This is a genomic window from Kribbella sp. NPDC026611 (genome assembly GCF_040638345.1).
Lineage (GTDB): Bacteria > Actinomycetota > Actinomycetes > Propionibacteriales > Kribbellaceae > Kribbella.
Genome location: NZ_JBEZYC010000004.1, coordinates 18,791 through 35,864 on the forward strand (window position 1 = coordinate 18,791; position 17,074 = coordinate 35,864).

The window sequence follows — 17,074 nt, forward strand, 5'->3', positions numbered from 1 at the left end:
AGTCATCGGGCTTCGCCTCCCGGTCTTCCCTCGTCGCTCCGGTCGCTTCGCTCCCTCCGCTCCTCAGTCCAGACCGGGAGGCCCGATGACTGGCGAAGTACTGCTCAAGGTGGATGACCTCACCGTCGAGTTCGACACTCCGCGGGGGCCGGTGCGGGCTGTGGACGGGGTGTCCTGGCAGGTGCGGGCGGGCGAGATGCTCGCGATCCTGGGCGAGTCCGGGTCGGGGAAGAGTGTGTCGACGCAGGCGCTGACCGGGATCCTGGAGATGCCGCCCGGGCGGATCGTCTCGGGGACGGCGGAGTACCGCGGTGCGGACCTGATCGGCATGACCATGAAGGAGCGGCGGCGGATCGTCGGGGACCGGATCACGATGGTGTTCCAGGACTCGCTGTCCGCGCTGAACCCGGTGCAGTCGGTCGGGACGCAGATCGCCGAGTGCTTTCGGGTGCACCGCGGGCTGTCCAGGAAGGACGCGATGAAGCGGGCCGCCGAGATGCTCGACCAGGTCCGGATCCCGGCCGCGGCGAAGCGGGTGCGGGACTACCCGCACGAGTTCTCCGGCGGAATGCGGCAGCGGGTGATGCTGGCGATGGCGCTCGCGCTCGATCCCGACGTACTGATCGCCGACGAGCCGACGACCGCGCTCGACGTCACCGTGCAGGCGCAGATCCTGGAGCTGATCGCGGAGCTGCAGGCGGAGCGGGAGATGGGCGTCGTGCTGATCACCCACGACCTCGGCGTGGTCTCCGACGTCGCGGACAACGTGGTGGTGATGTACGCCGGCCACGTGGTCGAGCGGGCCGCGACCGCCGCGGCTCTCGACCATCCCGTTCACCCTTACACGGAAGGGCTGCTGGGCTCGATGCCGTCGGCCGAACTGAAGGGCCGCGAGCTGCCGACGATCGCGGGTACGCCGCCGTCGCTGCGCGCGATCCCGTCCGGGTGCGCGTTCCGGACCCGGTGCCCGATCGCGATCGAGGAGTGCGCCGACGAAGTACCGCCGCTGCTCACGGTCGCCCCCGGACGTGACGCTGCCTGCATCCGGCGTACGACGCTCGCCGAGAAGGAGGCGGTGTGATGGCCGACGAACTGCTGGTCGCGACCGGCGTGGTCAAGCACTACGACATCAGCCCCGCGCTGAACTTCGGCGCGAAGGTGCTGGTCCGGGCGGTCGACGGCGTCGACCTGACGCTGCGCAAGGGCGAGTCGCTCGGCATCGTGGGAGAGTCCGGCTGCGGGAAGTCCACGCTGGTGCGGCTGCTCGCGGCGCTGGAGAAGCCGACGGCCGGGCAGATCGAGTACAACGGCGTGGACGTCAGCAAGCTCAAGGGCCGCGAACTGCGGCGCTGGCGGCAGAACGTGCAGGTCGTCTTCCAGGACCCGTACTCCAGCCTCAACCCGCGGATGCGCGTGGGCGAGATCGTCGCCGAGCCGCTCGAGGTCCACCCGGACGTCGGCAAGACCGTCGACATTCCCAAGCGGGTCCGGGAGCTGCTGGAGCTGGTCGGGCTGCGGCGCGAGGACGAGACGAAGTTCCCGCACCAGTTCTCCGGTGGCCAGCGGCAACGGATCGGCATCGCGCGGGCGATCGCACTCAACCCCGACGTACTGCTCTGCGACGAGCCGGTGTCGGCGCTCGACCTGTCGGTCCAGGCGCAGGTGGTGAACCTGCTGATGCGGCTGCAGCGCGAGCTCGGGCTGAGCATCATCTTCGTCGCCCACGACCTGTCCGTGGTCCGGCACGTCTCGGACCGGGTGGCGGTGATGTACCTCGGGAAGGTCGCCGAGCTGGGCGAGCACCAGCAGGTGTATGACATCCCCGCGCACCCGTACACCCAGGCGCTGCTCTCGGCCGAACCAGGGCTGGCCCGGCAGGGCCGGAAACGGATCGTTCTCGCCGGTGATCCGCCGTCGCCGGTGCTGCCGCCGTCGGGTTGCCGGTTCCACACCCGGTGCCTGCGGGCGGAGGCCCGGTGTAGCACCGACACACCGGAGCTGCGGGAGCTTTCCTCCGGGCAGACCGTTGCCTGTCACTTCGCCGAGGAGTCCCAGCGGGCCTACACGGCCTGACGGGGGTGGCGCGCTGATGGCCTAGGGTTGCGCCGTGCGTGCGCCCCGAATCTCCCGGCAGGTCCTGCTGCTCGGGGTCTTCGTGGTGGCGGCCGCCCTGGCCGGGTGGTGGATCCTGACCGCGGCCCGGGCCGCGAACGAGGGCTTCGACATCACCGATGAGGGCTACTACCTGCTGTCCTACCGGTGGTGGAGCAGCAACCCGCTGGCGCTGACCGGCGTGCAGTACCTGTACGGGCCGGTGTTCGAGTGGCTCGGGTACGACATCGTCCGGCTGCGGCTGTTCCGGTTGTTCACGGTCGTCGTCGTGCACTTGCTGTTCGGCTACAGCTTCATGCGCTGGCTGCGCGGCCGCAGGCCGGGCATGCCGTCGACCAAGCTGTGGGAGCCGGCAGGGATGGCGGTCATCCTCGCCGCGGGCGGGATGTGTTACAGCTGGCTGCCGCAGTCGCCCGGCTACAACGATGTGGTGCTGCTCGGCGCGCTCACGCTGGTGGCGTGCGTGCTGTGGATGGCGACGGCGGACGATCGTGCCCGCACGGTGCCTTTCTGGGTCTTTGTCGTGGCCGGTCTGGTGATCGGCGCGATGGTGCTGGCGAAGTGGACCTCGGTCGTGGTGATCGGCCTGATCGTTGCCACCGCGGTGGTCGTCCTGGCGGCGCAGGGCTGGCGATCCGTTGCTCGGGGCATCCTCTGGGCGTTGGGCGGTCTGGCCCTGGCGGCGCTGGTCGTGCACCTGTTCGTCGTCCGGCTGAACGTCGCGGTGCCGGGGATCCTGACCGTGAACAGGTTCATCGCCGGTACGTCGTACTCGCCGGCCGACCTGCTCCAGTTCTACTGGACGAGCGGCCTGAAGCTGCTCGGCCGCACGCTCCGGACGCATGGCCTGCTCCTGCTCGCGACAGCGGTCGCGGTGATCGGCCGCTGGCGCTGGCTCCGGCTGGTCGCCGCCGTACTGGCTGTGGTCGCCCTGGCGCTGTCGGTGCGGCAGGTGGTGGTCGGCGACGGCGCGCTGGGCGGCTCGTTGCACACGCCGACGTACCCCGTGACTCTGCTGGCCGTCGTCCTGGTGGCTGTGGTGGCGGCCGTCGGTGCGGTCGTTGCGCATCGGGCCGGAGTCGCCGAATGCTCGCGGCTCAGCCAGGAGAACACGCGGACCTGGGTGATCCTCGGCCTGCTCGTGCTGCTCCCGCTCGTCCAGGCGTTCGGGACGAACACGCCGCTCTACACGATCGGCTTCAACGCCTTCGCGGCCTGGGCCGCGCTGACGATCGCGGTCCTGACCGGCATCTGGGCCACGCCGATCGCGGCCCGGGCGACGGTCGGCCTTGTGCTGGTGGGTTCGCTGATCGCGACCGCCTCGATCGCGTACACCGGGCTGTTCGACTACCCGTACCGCTCGGTCGGCCACTCCAAGCTGACCGCGAAGTCACGACTGCCGGCCTTGAAGGGCCTGTACCTCGAGCCGCGAGCCGCGCAGCGGTTCGCGGCCCTAGCGACTCGATTGCGTCCTTACACCCAGCCGGCCGGGCGGCCGATGCTGGCCTACGACAAGATGGCCGGTCTGGTGCTGATGCTGCAGGGCCGGCCGGTCGGCGAGGCGTGGGTCGCGCCGAAGGAGCGGCAGCGGTCCGCCGCCGGGATCGAGGAGGTCTGCAAGAAGGGCCAGCCCTGGAACCCGAACCGGCCGCCGATCATCATCCTCAACCGGAAGATCTCCGACGTCGAGATCGACGCACTGCACGCCTGCCTGCTGGACTTCCGCGCCGACTACGAGCTGCTCGCCCCGCCGCCGCAGACCATCGGCCTCCAGGTGTGGGTGCCGAAGGGCGGATGAGATCCTGTTCCCCACGATCCGGTTGGGACAGGAAGGCTGCGGATGATCAAGGTCGGTGTGCTGGGGGCCAAGGGCAGGATGGGCGCTCAGACGTGCCTCGCGGTCGAGGAGGCCGCCGACTGCGAGCTGGTCGCCCGGCTGGACCAGGGTGACGACCTCGAGGAGCTGGCGAAGGCCGGTGCCGAGGTCGTGGTCGACTTCACCCGGCCCGAGGTCGTGATGGACAACCTGGCCTGGTGTATCGCGCACGGGATCCACGCGGTCGTCGGCACCACCGGCTTCGACGAGTCCCGCCTGGCCACGCTGCGCGGTCTGCTGGACAAGAGCCCCGGTACCGGCGTGCTGATCGCGCCGAACTTCTCCATCGGCGCCGTGCTGATGATGCAGTTCGCCACGAAGGCCGCGCGGTACTACGAGTCGGTGGAGATCATCGAGCTGCACCACCCGGACAAGGTGGACGCTCCGTCCGGCACGGCCCGGCGGACGGCGGAGCTGATCGCGGCCGCGCGCCACGAGGCCGGCTCCGGACCGATCCCGGACGCGACCACGACGGCGCTGGACGGTGCGCGCGGTGCGGAGGTGGACGGGATCCGGGTGCACGGCGTCCGGCTGCGCGGGCTGATCGCGCACCAGGAGGTGCTGTTCGGTGACGAGGGCGAGACGCTGACGATCCGCCACGACTCGATGGCGCGGGTCTCGTTCATGGCCGGCGTCCTGCTCGGCGTCCGCCGGATCGGCGCCACCCCCGGTCTCACGGTCGGTCTCGAGCACTTCATGGATCTCGGCTGAGATGACGGCCAAACGTACGGCGATCGTCGTCGCGGTGGTGTTCGTCGCGTACGCCGTACTGCTGGGATGGCGCGGGGCGCTGCTGATCGGGACCGGCGATCCGGTCGCGATCGTGCTGGGCATCGCCGTACTGGCGATCCCGTTGCTGGGTGCCTACCTGGTGTGGCGGGAGCTGCAGTTCGGTCGGCAGACGGAGACGCTGGCGCGCGAACTGGAGGCGGCCGGCGGGTTGCCGGTCGACGACCTGCCCCGGCGACCGTCCGGCCGGATCGACCGGGCCGCCGCGGACGAGTCGTTCACAAAGTACAAGGCGGAGGCTGAGGCGGCGCCCGAGGATTGGCGCGTGTGGTTCCGTTTGTCGACGGCGTACGACGCGGCCGGGGACCGGAAACGGGCCCGCGCGAGCATGCGAACGGCGATCGCGCAGCACGCCCGGACCCCGTGAGTTACCTGGGAGTTCGCTGGGAACGACACCGCGATAACTGACAACAGGGTGTGGAACGGGCTATTTTCAGGGAACGTGGCAACCGCCACGTGAGGTCGGAGACTGGGTGGAGCCGTCCTGTGCCATCAGACGGGTCTCGCCGCGGCTCGGACGACGTGCAGGGGGCTGCGTTCGGTGGCCTGCTGCGGCAGCACCGCCGGGACGCGGGGCTTTCGCAGGAGGGACTCGCCGAGCTCGCCGGTCTGAGCGTCGACGCGATCGCGGCCTTGGAGCGGGGACGCCGGCGTGCGCCGCGTGCGCACACGTTGCGTTTGCTCGCCGACGCCCTCCGGCTGGGCGATCCCGATCGCACCCAGCTCACCGCGGCCGCGCGCAAGGAGACCGACACTTCCAGGCCGCCGGTGCGGCAGCCACCGGCGGCGGCCAACGAGCTGATCGGCCGCACCACTGAGCTGACAGCGACCACGCGCCTGCTCGGTCAGCGCATCACCCGGCTGCTGACTCTGACCGGTCCGGGCGGCGTGGGCAAGACGCGGTTGACCCTCGCACTGGCCGCTGAGGTCGTGGACAGCTTCCCGGACGGCGTCTGCTGGGTGCCACTGGCCTCGCTGAGCGACCCGGCGGCCGTCGTACCCGCGCTGGCCGCGTCGATCGGGCTGCATCCGATGGAGAGCACGCGGCTGGTCGAGGAGATCGCCGAGCAGATCGGCCGCAGCACGATGCTGCTCGTCTTCGACAACTGCTCGCATGTGGTCGCGACGGTCGGCCAGCTCGCCGCGGCGCTGCTGGAGTACTGCCCCAACCTGTCGATCCTGGCGTCCAGCCGGGAGCTGCTGCGCGTGCAGGGCGAGAGCGTGTACGTCGTACCCGCGCTGGCGCTGCCGCACGACGAGGCGCAGGCGGAGTCGTCGGCCGCCGTGCGGCTGTTCGTCGAGCGGGCGACCGCGCGCGGCTACGACCCGAGCGGCGAGCTCGACCAGGTCGCCCGAGTGGTACGGCGCCTCGAAGGCATGCCGCTCGCGATCGAGCTGGCCGCGGCCCGGACGAACGTGATGACGATCGAGGAGCTGGCGAACGAGCTGGAGACGTCCTTCGGCATCCTCGCCGGTGGCTCGCGGACCGCGTCGCCACGTCAGCAGTCGATGTCCGGCGCGATCGAGTGGAGCCACGACCTGCTAACCCCCGGCGAGCGGGAGGTGTTCGCCCAGCTGTCCGTCTTCGTCGGCGGCTGGCCGTTGAGTGCGGCGGCGACGGTCATGTCCGGAGAGGCCAAGCCTGGACCGCTGGCGCGAGCAGAGGCGCTGGACCTCACTGGGCGGCTGGTGGACAAGTCGCTGATCCGCGTGATCCGGCGGGGCGGTGTGGCGCGGTACTACATGCTCGGGGTGATCCGGGAGTTCGCTGCTGATCGCTTGGCAGCAGCCGGCCGGACCGAAGAGGCAGCCGAGCGGCACGCGGAGTTCTACCTGACCATGGTCGAGGAGGCCGAGAGCCACCTGCGCGGTCCGGAGCAGGCAGAGTGGTTGGAGCGACTGGACGCCGAGCTGAACAACCTGCGGGCGGCCATGGCGTGGGCTCTGCGGACTCGGTCTGTCAAGACAGCTTTGCGGCTGGCCGGCGGGCTCTGGCTGTTCTGCTACCTCCGTGGCCACTACGCCGAGGGCGGGCAGTGGCTGGAGCGCTCGCTGGCACTGGCCAACACTGAGCCGGTCGACGGGATGGCGCCGGCCTGTGCGAAGGCCAACCTGGGCGCGGGGACGCTGGCGTTCCTGCAGTGCGAGTACGACACCGCCACCGAGCGACTGCAGACGGCCTTGCAGCAGTACGAGGAGCTGAACGACGTAGCGGGCCGGGCGCTGACCCTGCAGCGGCTTGGGGGAGTGGCGCGCGAGCGCGGCGACTACGTGGCTGCGGAGGACCTGCACTGCCTCAGCTTCGACCTGTACGAGAGCCTGGGCGACCGCGCCGGTATGGCGTGGGCCCACAACCACCTGGGGTTCGTGGCGTGGCTGCGAGGCGACCTGGAGCTCGGTGCCCGGCGCTGCAAGCGAGCACGGGACAGCTTCCGGATAGTCGGGGACGGCGAGGGCTTGGCCTGGTCGCTGATCAGTCTCGGAAGCATCGCGCAGTACAGCGGTGAGCTGGTCGAGGCGGAGGACCTGCTGCAGGAGAGCTTGGCTTTGTCGCAGCGGCTCGGGTACCGCGAGGGCGTCGCCTGGTCGCTGAACCAGCTCGGCGTGGTCGAGCGGCGGCGTGGCCTCACAGAGCGCGCCGTACACCTGCTGGACGAGAGCCTGGCCGAGCATCGCGACCTCGGCGATAGGTGGCGGTCGGCCAGTGTGCTCGAGGAGCTCGCGGCGGTGGCCCAGCAGCGCGGCCGCAGCGAGTACGCCGCGTTCCTGCTGGGCGCTGCGGACGGCGTACGGGAAGTGATTCGTGCACCCGTGCCGCAGGTGGAGAAGGCGGACCGCGACGCCACCCGGGCGGCGATCGAGGAGTCGCTGGACCGAAGAGCCTTCCGGGCGGCTTGGTCCGCCGGAAAGGCCGCGCCCCTCGCCGCGGTCGCCGACGGCTACCCACCGCCCGGACCGGCAGCCCGCGCTACCGATCTCTTGTGAACGAAAGCCGATCAGCACTCCACCAGGTGTGCTGATCGGATGGTGCCTCGCGAGGCACCACGACCTGGGGGATCGACGGTGCCCCGCGAGGGACTTGTGGGCGCGGGCCGGGTCTCCATGACCTGACTACGTGGCCCGGCCGGCTGTGCCTCTGTCTGACCCCCCAGGCAGTCCCCCCACCTCACAGCCGGCCGAAGCCACGTCGGCGATGGTCACCCGTCCGTCGAGCCCTCCCGGTCGACGCCCCGGCTCCTCCGCGCTGACTCAAGGTTGTCGAAATCACAGAGCGTCGCACAGGGACGGAACCCTGACATCGCCCTGACAAATATGTCCTGACAACGAAAGTCCGGCGGGAATTTCGCCGACCGTGACCACAATCTGTCCGTGCGTAGGGGAAATTCCGGCGAAATTGCTGTCCGTCCGGGGCAGGGCAAACGATCGCTCAGTGCAGATATCCGGAGACGGCTTTCGTGAATCCCGCTATCCGGCGCAACGGCGCACCGTGGTGGTATCCGGTGGCTTCCTCGAGCCCCGGCTCGGCCGCGTCCGGTGCGGGGATCCCTTCGCCGACGCACCTGGCGTCCTTGGCCGGTGCCTTGCCGGTGGTGAGGAACGTGTTGACGATCCGGTCCGCGCACTTGTTCACGCCGCCGTAGATGCCGTGGTCGCCTTCGCGGGTGACGGTCAGCAGCCGCGAGCCGGCGTACCGCTGGTGGGCGGCGACGGCGAGCGAGTAGCTGGTGGCCGGGTCGTGGACCGACTGCACCATCAGCGTTGTCGGCAGGCCCTTGCCGGTCGGTGTCGGCATCGTCAGGTTCGGGCGGTTCCAGTAGAAGCACGGGTTCTGCGTCATCGTCCAGCCGACCAGCGGGAAGTGCGGACCGAGCCGCGCGGCGAGCTGCTCGCCGTACTCGCGGCCCTGCGGCCAGGTCGTGTCGTTGCACGTGATCGCGGTGAAGGTCGCGTCCTCGGAGTCGTCCTCACCGACCACGTGGCCGAAGGGGCGCATCCCGACGGGGACCCGGTTCGCGCGCTGCACGAGCTGGCGCTGACGGTCCGCCGACAGTGCGTTCACGTGCCGTTGCGCGGCCTGCGGACCGCCTTTTGCCTGGGCCGCGGAAAGGTCGCGCAGAAATGCCAGGTCGGCGGCCAGCGAATGAAAGTCGAGTTTTGTATACAAATCCCCGGCGACCATCTCGTCGAGGGTGTTCTGGTCGTAGCTGACCTTCACCCCGGCGTCCATGAACTCCTCGACCGCCGGCTGCTCCTTGAGCGCTCTGCGTAGCCGTTCGTAGACCCGGACGACCTGGCCGGGCGACGTGCCGAGGTGCAGCTGGCTGTCGTACTTCGCCGCCCAGGGTGCGAAGTCCTCCCGGAAGCGGCGCTCGAAGGCCTGCGGCTGGCTGACGAACGTGTTCAGCCAGCTGCCGGTGAAGTCGGTGTTCGAGTCCAGCACGAAGCGGCCGACGTGGCTGGGGAAGTAGGTCTGGTAGTACGCGCCGAGCCAGGTGCCGCCGGAGTACCCGACGTAGTCGATCCGGTCGAAGCCGAGCAGCTGCCGGATCAGGTCCATGTCCTGCACGGTCTGAGCGGTGGTGATGTACGGGAGCAGGTCGCGGGACTGGCTCTCGCAGTACGGCTGCACCATCCGGGACGCCGCCGCGGTCAGCTCCTGGTTGCCCGGGGTGCGGTCGCGGGCGTCCATCGAGTACGTCGGTGCGCCGTCGCAGCTGATCTGGGTGCTGTCGCCGGTACCGCGCGGGTCGAAGCCGACCGCGAGGTGGTCCTTGGCCAGCGGTGCCTGGCCGGCGAGGTACGGCGCCATGCCGAGACCCGCCGCACCGGGTCCACCCGGGTTGCCGAAGACGACCCGGCTCGGCTTGCCCTTGGCCGGGGCGACCTTGCTGACGGCGATCTGGAGGTCGTTGCCGGCGTACTGGTTCGCCCAGTCCCGCGGGACGGTGATCTTGGCACAGTACGTCCGCATCTCCTCGTCACCGCACTGCGTCCACTTCGGTATCTGCTGGAGGTACCTGTTGGCCACCGGATGCGGTCTGTCGACCACGGTGGCCTGTTGCATCGAGGCGGTCGCACCAGACCCCGGTACGACGAGAACGGCAACAGCGGACAGCCCTAGGCCGACGGCCAGGGTGAGGTACTTCATGCAGACTCCAGCGGATCGCCACACGTAATCGGACCGTGACAATCTGTCATGCCTACCGCGAGTGGTCGAGCACCACCCCCGGCGAGCCTGGTTATGCGCCCGGTGGAAGGAAGTACGCGAGCATCCGGACCCGGCGGCTGCCGGCCGGTGGCTCGGTGCGGTTCAGGTACGGCTTGAGGAGCGTCTCCAGGTCCTCCTGGATCAGGCGCAGTTCGTCGGCCGTCACGGACATACCGGCGTTGAACAGACCGGCCGCCCGGGCCCAGCCCAGGTCCAGCCCCGGCTCGGTCCCCTCGACCCAGTCGCGCGGCACCTGCTCGTAGTTCAGCAGCATCGCGTTGCTGAGCTCACGGGCGGCTCGCTGGACGTCCTCCGGTCCCGAGTCCGGGATCTCGAAGTACAGCCCGCGTCCGGGGGTCTTCCACCCGTCGCCGTCCGGGACGACGAGGCCGACGGCGGCGAGGGCGTCGAGATGGCTTTGCACGTCGTCGATCTGCTCGCCGAGCTCGGCGGCTGTCGCCGTACCGCCGCGGGTCAGCCGGTCCACCAGCGCGAGCCGCGCCGGGTCGGCGAGCGCGCGCATCGCGGCCGCCTCGGTGAGGACCATGTCCCCGACGTCGTTCACCTCGACCTGTGTCATGCGGGTCAGAATCGCATGCCCGGGGTTTGTCCGAGCCCGGTCGTAAGGTCCTCGGTATGGCGCACTGTGGCGACTTGCTGATCGGGCAGCTCGAGTTCTACTGGGACATGCACCTGTGGCCGCGGCTGCAGGGGCTGACCGACGAGGAGTTCTTCTGGGAGCCGGCCGCGGGCATGTGGTCGGTCCGCCCGGACGGCAGCGGACAGATGGTCTACGAGCTCGCGGATCCGGTGCCGGACCCGGAGCCGATGACCACGATCGCCTGGCGGATGGTGCACATCGGCGTGGGCTGCTTCGCGATCCGGGTGAACACCTTCTTCGCCGACAACCCGGACAACGCGGACATGTTCGACCCGCGGCACGTCCCGGCCGAGTTACCACGGACCGCGGACGAAGGGCTGGAGTTCCTGCAGCACTGGTACACCCGGTGGCACGACGCGATCCGGGCGCTCGACAAGGACCAGCTGTGGCAGCCGCTCGGACCGCGAGGTGCGTACTTCGCCGACGACCCGATGCTCGGTCTGATCACCCACATCAACCGGGAGGTCATGCATCACGGCGGGGAGATCGGCGTACTGCGGGACCTACATCGGGCTGGGGTCGGCGTGTAGCCGGATCTGCTTGATCCGGACGGACTCGTCGCCGTACAGGTCGAGCTCGCGGTGCGCGCTGTCCGGGGCCCAGCCGGCTTCGGTGTAGAAGGCGCGGAGTACGTCGTCGGTCGAGTTCACCCACACGGTCACCCGGCCGAACCCGTCGGCGCGGACCGTGTCGACGACCGCGTTGAGGAGCCGCGAGCCGTGCCCGTTCCGGGTGGCCTCGGGCTTGACCGCGAGCTCGGCGACCAGGGCGTCGCGCTGCGGGTCGGCGTCCGGGTCGTCCGAGGGGGTGATGGCCGCGAAGCCGACCAGGGTCCGTCCGGCCAGGGCCACCAGCACCCGGTTGCGTGCCTCACCCGGCGCGAGCAGGGCGGCCCGCCACTGAGCCGCGAACTGCGCCGGGTTCAGATCGGCAAGGACCTCGGCCGGCAGCAGGCCCGCGTACGCAACCCGCCACGCCGCGACCTGGATCTCGCCGATGGCGTTCGCCTCGGCGGGGAGCGCGAGCCGGACGCTCGTCTCCGCCACCGGGGTCGCGCCGTCGGACGGACCCGACAGATCGGACAGGTTGGCGGGTTCCGGTACGCCGAAGTCGCTCATGGACGTCATCCTCCCAAGTCAGTAGACGAGACGCCGCAGCAGGGTCTCGGCCGGACCGCGGTACGACCGCTTGCTCATCGCGTACGCCCCGAGCACCGAGGTGACCCAGACGCCGATCGCGATCAGCGCCGCGGTGTACGCCGTACTGCCGAGCCGGAGGTCCAGCGTGAAGGGCGCGAGCAGGACCATCCAGCTGACCGACTGGAACAGGTACCCCGAGAGCGAGCGCTGGCCGAGGGCGGAGATCGCACGGACCGGCAGGGAGAGCTTGCTGATACGAGCGACGAGCAGACCGAACAGGGCGACGTACCCGGGGCCACCGAACATGCCGCTGATGTGCGAGAGGGTGCTGAGCGCGTTGACGGCGTCCTGGTCGACGTGGAGCACGTCGGCGCCGACCAGTGCGAGCGGCAGCCCGCCCAGGAAGGTGATGCCGAGTGCGACGACCGCTACCCGGGTCAGCAGGGTCTTGTGCGCGGCCGGGTGCTCGAGGATCTGCTTGCGGGCGGCCCAGATGCCGAGCCAGACGACCATGATGAAGCCGACCACGGTGGCGGTGTGCAGCGGGTACTCGTGCAGCCGGGCGACCACGCTGGCGCCGTACGACGTGGCAGCCAGCGAGGGGTTGGGCTCGTTGGTGAGCTGGTGCGCCGGACCGTCGCTGGTGAGTACGGCGACCACGGCCTGGGCGGCAGTGAAGAGGACGTAGCAGATCTCGAACACCCAGATGCGGACGATGATCCGGTGGAACTTGTCGCCACGGTTCAGCAGGAACAGCGTGCAGATGATGCCGACGATGCCGTAGGCCCCGAGGAAGTCGCCGAAGTACAGCAAGGTCGCGTGGGCCACGCCGAAGGCGATCAGCCAGGCGTTGCGCTTGAGCAGGATCCGGCGGACCGCACCTGGCGTCGCACCGGAGGCGCGCTGCCGCCGGGCGAGCTGGACCAGGCCGTAGCCGAACATCACCGCAAAGACCGGGTAGGCACGGGCGTCGACGAAGGTAAGTTTGAGGAGGTTGAGCACGCGTTCGAAGCCGTGCGGGGAGGTCGCCACGCCGGGCTGGCCGGCGAACGCGAAGTTCGCGCTGTTCGCGAGGCCGATCAGCAGCAGCATCGCGCCGCGGATCAGGTCCGGGGCGAGCGCGCGTTCCTTGCCGGTGACCGGGCCGCGGTGGTCGACGGCCGGGAGGGTCTGGGTGCTGGTCACGAGATCTCCAAAACTGTGCAGGCCTTGAACTGTTAACTCGATCCTCGCCTGCCGCAGCCGCCCCACCCAGTGGGCTGAACCCACTCCGGCGGTGGGTCCATCACCACCTTTGTGACACCTGACGTTGATTCTGAGAAAAAGTGTCACATATGCTGACGGCATGGACAGCTTCCAGGCGACCATCGACGCCGACGGCCGGATCGAGCCGCGGGACGCGATGCCGGAGGGGTACCGCAAGACCCTCGTCCGGCAGATCGCGCAGCACGCGCACTCCGAGATCATCGGCATGCAGCCGGAGGGCAACTGGATCAGCCGGGCGCCGTCGCTGCGCCGGAAGGCGATCCTGATGGCCAAGGTGCAGGACGAGGCCGGCCACGGGCTGTACCTGTACGCCGCGGCCGAGACGCTCGGCGTGGACCGCGCCGACCTGCTCGACCTGCTGCACAGCGGGCGGCAGAAGTACTCCAGTATCTTCAACTACCCGACGCTGACCTGGGCCGACATCGGCGCGATCGGCTGGCTGGTGGACGGCGCCGCGATCGTCAACCAGGTTCCGCTGTGCCGGTGCTCGTACGGGCCGTACGCGCGGGCCATGGTCCGGGTGTGCAAGGAGGAGTCGTTCCACCAGCGGCAGGGGTTCGAGATCCTCTACACGCTGTGCAACGGCACCGAGGCGCAGAAGGCGATGGCGCAGGACGCGCTGGACCGCTGGTGGTGGCCGTCGCTGATGATGTTCGGTCCGCCGGACGCGGCGTCGACGCACTCCGAGCAGTCGATGGCGTGGGGGATCAAGCGGCACAGCAACGACGAGCTGCGGCAGCGGTTCGTCGACATGACCGTGCCGCAGGCCGACGTACTGGGGTTGCGTGTCCCTGACGACGGACTGGTGTACGAGGACGGGCACTACCGGTTCACCGAGCCTGACTACACGGAGCTGTACGACGTGGTGAAGGGCAACGGGCCGTGTAACGCGCAGCGGCTGGCGCATCGGGTGAAGGCGCACGAGGACGGGGCCTGGGTGCGCGAGGCGGCTGCGGCGTACGCGGCCAAGCAGGCTCCTCGCTCGACGGAGGCTGTCGCATGAGTGTCGAGCCGCTGTGGGAGGTGTTCGTGCGGTCGCGGCGCGGCCTGTCGCACACGCATGTGGGGAGTCTGCACGCTCCGGACGCGACCATGGCGTTGCGGAACGCGCGGGACGTGTACACGCGACGGCAGGAAGGCGTGTCGATCTGGGTCGTGCGGGCGGCCGACATCACCGCGTCCTCGCCCGACGAGAAAGACGAGTTCTTCGACCCGGCCGGCGACAAGGTCTACCGGCACCCGACGTTCTACCAGGTCCCGGAAGGTGTCGAGCACCTGTGAACGACCTCGTTGCGTACGCCCTCCGGCTCGGTGACGACGCGCTGATCGCGGCGCAGCGGACCGCCGAGTGGATCGCCGCCGCGCCGCAGCTCGAGGAGGACGTTGCCCTCGGCAACATCGGCCTGGATCAGCTCGGGCAGGCGCGGTCGCTGCTGCAGTACGCCGGGTCGCTGTCCGGGCGGACCGAGGACGCGCTGGCGTACTTCCGGGACGAGCGGGAGTTCGTGAACGTGCAGCTGTGCGAGCTGCCGAACGGCGACTTCGGCCACGCGATGGCGCGGCTGCTGTACTTCGCGACGTACCAGCACCTGCTGTACGACGAGCTGCGGACCTGCGCCGACGAGACGCTGGCGGGGGTGGCGGGGAAGGCGGTGAAGGAGGTCGCGTACCACGTCGACCACGCGACTCAGTGGGTCCTGCGGCTGGGCGACGGGACCGACGAGAGCCATGCGCGCATGCAGGCGGGGCTGGATGCGCTGTGGCCCTACACGGCGGAGCTCTTCGAGTCCGACGAGCTGGTGCAACGCCTGTCCGTCGCCGTCGATCCTTCTTCGCTTCGGGGTGCTTGGACCGATCGGGTCCTCGACGTCATCGACCAGTCCACGTGTGGGCGACCGTCGTCGACGTACCAGCACACAGGTGGTCGCAGCGGTCGCCATACCGAGCACATGGGGTACCTGCTCGCTGAGCTCCAGCATGTAGCCCGCTCCCACCCAGGTGCGACATGGTGACCGACGCCGAGATCCTCGAAGCCGTCGGCGAGGTCCCCGACCCTGAGGTCCCCGTCCTCACCATCGCCGACCTGGGCGTCCTCCGCGGCCTCCACCACGAGGCGGACCAGGTAGTCGTCACCATCACCCCGACGTACTCCGGCTGCCCCGCCATGGACCTCATCCGCCACGAGGTAGAACTGACGCTCCAGTCCCTGCACGTAGACGGCCGGGTGGAAACGGTCCTCTCACCCCCCTGGACCACCGACTGGATGACAGACTCCGGCAAAACCAAGCTCCTCGAGTACGGCATAGCCCCACCCCCCAGCACAGGCAGCCCGGCCGGCGGTCCGATCCTGCTCAAGTTGAGCATTCGCTGCCCCCTCTGCGGTTCCCCGGACACGACAGAGCTCAGCCACTTCGGCTCCACCTCCTGCAAGTCCCTCTGGCGCTGCAACGCCTGCAAAGAGCCCTTCGACCACTTCAAGGCGATCTAGATGACGACCGCGCCCCCCAGACGACGCGCCACCTTCCACCCCCTCAAGGTGCGGGCGATCGACGCGATCACCGACGACTCGGTCGCGATCACCTTCGAGGTGCCGGCCGACCTGGCGGGGGAGTACGAGTTCACCGCAGGCCAGCACCTCACCATCCGCCGTGCCGGCGAGGAGGTCCGCCGCAGCTACTCGATCTGCTCCCCGGCCGGCTCCGGCATCCTGCGGATCGGCGTGAAGCGCATCCCCGGCGGCGAGTTCTCGGCGTACGCCGCCAACGAACTCAAGATCGGCGACGAGCTCGAGGTGATGACCCCGCTCGGCCGCTTCGGCACCACCTTCGACCCGGCCAACGCCAACCACTACGCGTTCGTCGCGGCGGGCAGCGGCATCGCCCCGGTCCTCTCGCTGGTCGCCACGATCCTCTCGGTCGAGCCCGCGAGCCGCGTCACCCTGCTCTACGGCAACCGCACCGCCGGCTCGGTCATGTTCGCCGACGAGCTCGCCGACCTGAAGGACCGGTACGCCGAACGCTTCCACCTCGTCCACGTCCTGTCCCGCGAAACCACCGAGGTCGAGCTCTTCAGCGGCCGCATCGACGCGGACCGGCTGCAGCGGATGTTCTCGACGATCCTCCCGCTGGACTCGGTCGACGAGTGGTTCCTGTGCGGTCCGTACGCGATGGTGATCGGCGCCCAGGAACTCCTCCTCGCGGAGGGCGTGCATCGCGAACACGTTCACGCCGAACTCTTCCACGTAGGCGACGAGGCCCCGAAGCCCCTCGTCGAAGAGGTCGCCACCGACGAAAACGCCGCCCAGGTCACCGTCATCCTCGACGGCCGCCGCTCAACCTTCCCCCTCGCCGAACACTCGAAAGCAGTCCTGGACGCCACGCTGGCCGTCCGCTCCGACGCCCCCTTCGCCTGCAAAGGCGGCGTCTGCGGCACCTGCCGAGCCAAGGTCCTCGAAGGCAAGGTCCGCATGGACACCAACTGGGCCCTAGAACCCGACGAACTCCGAGCCGGCTACGTCCTAACCTGCCAATCCCACCCCACCACCCCCCAAGTAACCCTCGACTACGACGCCTAACCCAACCCAGCCCAGCCAGTGCACGGAAGGCAGTGCAGGCAGGAAAGACAGTGCGGGCAGAAAAGCCAGGGCAGGGAATCGGCTGGCGGCCGCCGGACCCAACCCCAGTAGGCAGCCTCCTCTGGTACTTCGGCTTTCGGCCGCAGCGTAGCTGGTGCAAACGAAGTCACCCGGCCGCACGGACCAACGGCCGCCTGGGCGCCGACCCAACCCAACCCTCAGCAGGCGGGCTCCTGTGGTCCTTCGTTTTCGGCCGCAGCCTAGGTGGTGAAAGCAAAGCCGCCCGGCCGCACCGACAAGCCGCCGCCGAACCCCCGCCGAACCCGACCACCGGTAGCCGGGCTCGTGGGGACTTCGGTTTCGGCCGCAGCGTAGGTGGTCAAGGCAAAGCCGCCCGGCCGCGCAGGCAAACGGTTGGCCAGGGGTGCAGGATCGGCGCTCAGGTTCG

Annotated in this window: 16 protein-coding genes; 12 read left to right on the plus strand and 4 right to left on the minus strand. The window is 69.5% G+C overall.

What is annotated here, in order from left to right:
- Positions 1-85 precede the first annotated feature (85 nt).
- The 6 genes from AB0E69_RS17235 to AB0E69_RS17260 all read left to right on the plus strand — a co-directional run bounded on the left by AB0E69_RS17235 (position 86) and on the right by AB0E69_RS17260 (position 7,762).
- Positions 86-1,081, plus strand: a complete 996-nt coding sequence (locus AB0E69_RS17235) for an ABC transporter ATP-binding protein (protein WP_360146030.1) — start codon at positions 86-88, stop codon at positions 1,079-1,081.
- Positions 1,081-2,073: a dipeptide ABC transporter ATP-binding protein gene (locus tag AB0E69_RS17240; protein ID WP_360146033.1), complete on the plus strand. Its 993-nt coding sequence runs from the start codon at positions 1,081-1,083 to the stop codon at positions 2,071-2,073. The genes AB0E69_RS17235 and AB0E69_RS17240 overlap by 1 nt, the downstream gene beginning before the upstream one ends.
- Positions 2,074-2,107: 34 nt before the next feature.
- Positions 2,108-3,910 carry a hypothetical protein gene (locus tag AB0E69_RS17245; protein WP_360146036.1) on the plus strand — a complete coding sequence of 601 codons (1,803 nt, stop codon included), beginning with the start codon at positions 2,108-2,110 and terminating at the stop codon, positions 3,908-3,910.
- A 42-nt stretch (positions 3,911-3,952) separates the two neighbouring features.
- Positions 3,953-4,699, plus strand: coding sequence for a 4-hydroxy-tetrahydrodipicolinate reductase (gene dapB, locus AB0E69_RS17250; RefSeq protein ID WP_360146039.1), 747 nt, complete (start codon positions 3,953-3,955; stop codon positions 4,697-4,699).
- A gap of 1 nt (position 4,700) precedes the next feature.
- Positions 4,701-5,144: a hypothetical protein gene (locus AB0E69_RS17255; RefSeq protein ID WP_360146042.1), complete on the plus strand. Its 444-nt coding sequence runs from the start codon at positions 4,701-4,703 to the stop codon at positions 5,142-5,144.
- A gap of 119 nt (positions 5,145-5,263) precedes the next feature.
- Entirely contained in the window at positions 5,264-7,762 is a 2,499-nt protein-coding gene (locus AB0E69_RS17260) for a tetratricopeptide repeat protein (RefSeq protein WP_360146045.1), read from the plus strand.
- Between the two features lie 442 nt (positions 7,763-8,204).
- On the opposite strand, the gene AB0E69_RS17265 is transcribed toward AB0E69_RS17260, so the two are convergent.
- Positions 8,205-9,926, minus strand: a complete 1,722-nt coding sequence (locus tag AB0E69_RS17265) for an alpha/beta hydrolase (protein ID WP_360146048.1) — start codon at positions 9,924-9,926, stop codon at positions 8,205-8,207.
- A gap of 91 nt (positions 9,927-10,017) precedes the next feature.
- Positions 10,018-10,566, minus strand: coding sequence for a helix-turn-helix domain-containing protein (locus AB0E69_RS17270; protein WP_360146051.1), 549 nt, complete (start codon positions 10,564-10,566; stop codon positions 10,018-10,020).
- 56 nt (positions 10,567-10,622) lie between these two features.
- Here AB0E69_RS17270 and AB0E69_RS17275 point away from each other — a divergent pair, with 56 nt between their 5' ends.
- On the plus strand, positions 10,623-11,177 hold the full coding sequence (locus AB0E69_RS17275; RefSeq protein ID WP_360146054.1) for a DinB family protein: 555 nt from the start codon (positions 10,623-10,625) through the stop codon (positions 11,175-11,177).
- Here the strand turns inward: AB0E69_RS17275 and AB0E69_RS17280 are convergent.
- Entirely contained in the window at positions 11,151-11,765 is a 615-nt protein-coding gene (locus AB0E69_RS17280) for a GNAT family N-acetyltransferase (RefSeq protein WP_360146057.1), read from the minus strand. The two genes, AB0E69_RS17275 and AB0E69_RS17280, sit on opposite strands and share 27 nt — an antisense overlap.
- An 18-nt stretch (positions 11,766-11,783) precedes the next feature.
- Positions 11,784-12,971, minus strand: coding sequence for a DUF418 domain-containing protein (locus AB0E69_RS17285; RefSeq protein WP_360146060.1), 1,188 nt, complete (start codon positions 12,969-12,971; stop codon positions 11,784-11,786).
- A gap of 160 nt (positions 12,972-13,131) precedes the next feature.
- Here AB0E69_RS17285 and paaA point away from each other — a divergent pair, with 160 nt between their 5' ends.
- From paaA to paaE, 5 genes are read left to right on the plus strand one after another with little or no spacing between them, the layout of a single operon-like run.
- Positions 13,132-14,055: a 1,2-phenylacetyl-CoA epoxidase subunit PaaA gene (paaA, locus tag AB0E69_RS17290; protein WP_360146063.1), complete on the plus strand. Its 924-nt coding sequence runs from the start codon at positions 13,132-13,134 to the stop codon at positions 14,053-14,055.
- Complete coding sequence (gene paaB / locus AB0E69_RS17295) at positions 14,052-14,333, plus strand: 1,2-phenylacetyl-CoA epoxidase subunit PaaB (RefSeq protein ID WP_360146066.1); 282 nt, start codon at positions 14,052-14,054, stop codon at positions 14,331-14,333. Before paaA ends, paaB begins: the two co-directional genes overlap by 4 nt.
- Entirely contained in the window at positions 14,330-15,064 is a 735-nt protein-coding gene (paaC, locus tag AB0E69_RS17300) for a 1,2-phenylacetyl-CoA epoxidase subunit PaaC (RefSeq protein ID WP_360146069.1), read from the plus strand. The genes paaB and paaC overlap by 4 nt, the downstream gene beginning before the upstream one ends.
- Complete coding sequence (paaD, locus tag AB0E69_RS17305; RefSeq protein ID WP_360146072.1) at positions 15,058-15,540, plus strand: 1,2-phenylacetyl-CoA epoxidase subunit PaaD; 483 nt, start codon at positions 15,058-15,060, stop codon at positions 15,538-15,540. Before paaC ends, paaD begins: the two co-directional genes overlap by 7 nt.
- Positions 15,541-16,626, plus strand: coding sequence for a 1,2-phenylacetyl-CoA epoxidase subunit PaaE (gene paaE / locus AB0E69_RS17310; protein WP_360146075.1), 1,086 nt, complete (start codon positions 15,541-15,543; stop codon positions 16,624-16,626). It abuts the gene before it with no gap.
- Positions 16,627-17,074: the final 448 nt, after the last annotated feature.

Excerpts from the sequence above, each read along its gene's own strand:
- AB0E69_RS17235 (WP_360146030.1), top strand. The coding sequence starts at position 86 with ATGACTGGCGAAGTACTGCTCAAGGTGGATGACCTCACCGTCGAGTTC.
- AB0E69_RS17240 (WP_360146033.1), top strand. The coding sequence starts at position 1,081 with ATGGCCGACGAACTGCTGGTCGCGACCGGCGTGGTCAAGCACTACGAC.
- dapB (WP_360146039.1), top strand. The coding sequence starts at position 3,953 with ATGATCAAGGTCGGTGTGCTGGGGGCCAAGGGCAGGATGGGCGCTCAG.
- AB0E69_RS17255 (WP_360146042.1), top strand. The coding sequence starts at position 4,701 with ATGACGGCCAAACGTACGGCGATCGTCGTCGCGGTGGTGTTCGTCGCG.
- AB0E69_RS17265 (WP_360146048.1), bottom strand. The coding sequence starts at position 9,926 with ATGAAGTACCTCACCCTGGCCGTCGGCCTAGGGCTGTCCGCTGTTGCC.
- AB0E69_RS17270 (WP_360146051.1), bottom strand. The coding sequence starts at position 10,566 with ATGACACAGGTCGAGGTGAACGACGTCGGGGACATGGTCCTCACCGAG.
- AB0E69_RS17275 (WP_360146054.1), top strand. The coding sequence starts at position 10,623 with ATGGCGCACTGTGGCGACTTGCTGATCGGGCAGCTCGAGTTCTACTGG.
- AB0E69_RS17280 (WP_360146057.1), bottom strand. The coding sequence starts at position 11,765 with ATGAGCGACTTCGGCGTACCGGAACCCGCCAACCTGTCCGATCTGTCG.
- paaA (WP_360146063.1), top strand. The coding sequence starts at position 13,132 with ATGGACAGCTTCCAGGCGACCATCGACGCCGACGGCCGGATCGAGCCG.
- paaB (WP_360146066.1), top strand. The coding sequence starts at position 14,052 with ATGAGTGTCGAGCCGCTGTGGGAGGTGTTCGTGCGGTCGCGGCGCGGC.
- paaD (WP_360146072.1), top strand. The coding sequence starts at position 15,058 with ATGGTGACCGACGCCGAGATCCTCGAAGCCGTCGGCGAGGTCCCCGAC.
- paaE (WP_360146075.1), top strand. The coding sequence starts at position 15,541 with ATGACGACCGCGCCCCCCAGACGACGCGCCACCTTCCACCCCCTCAAG.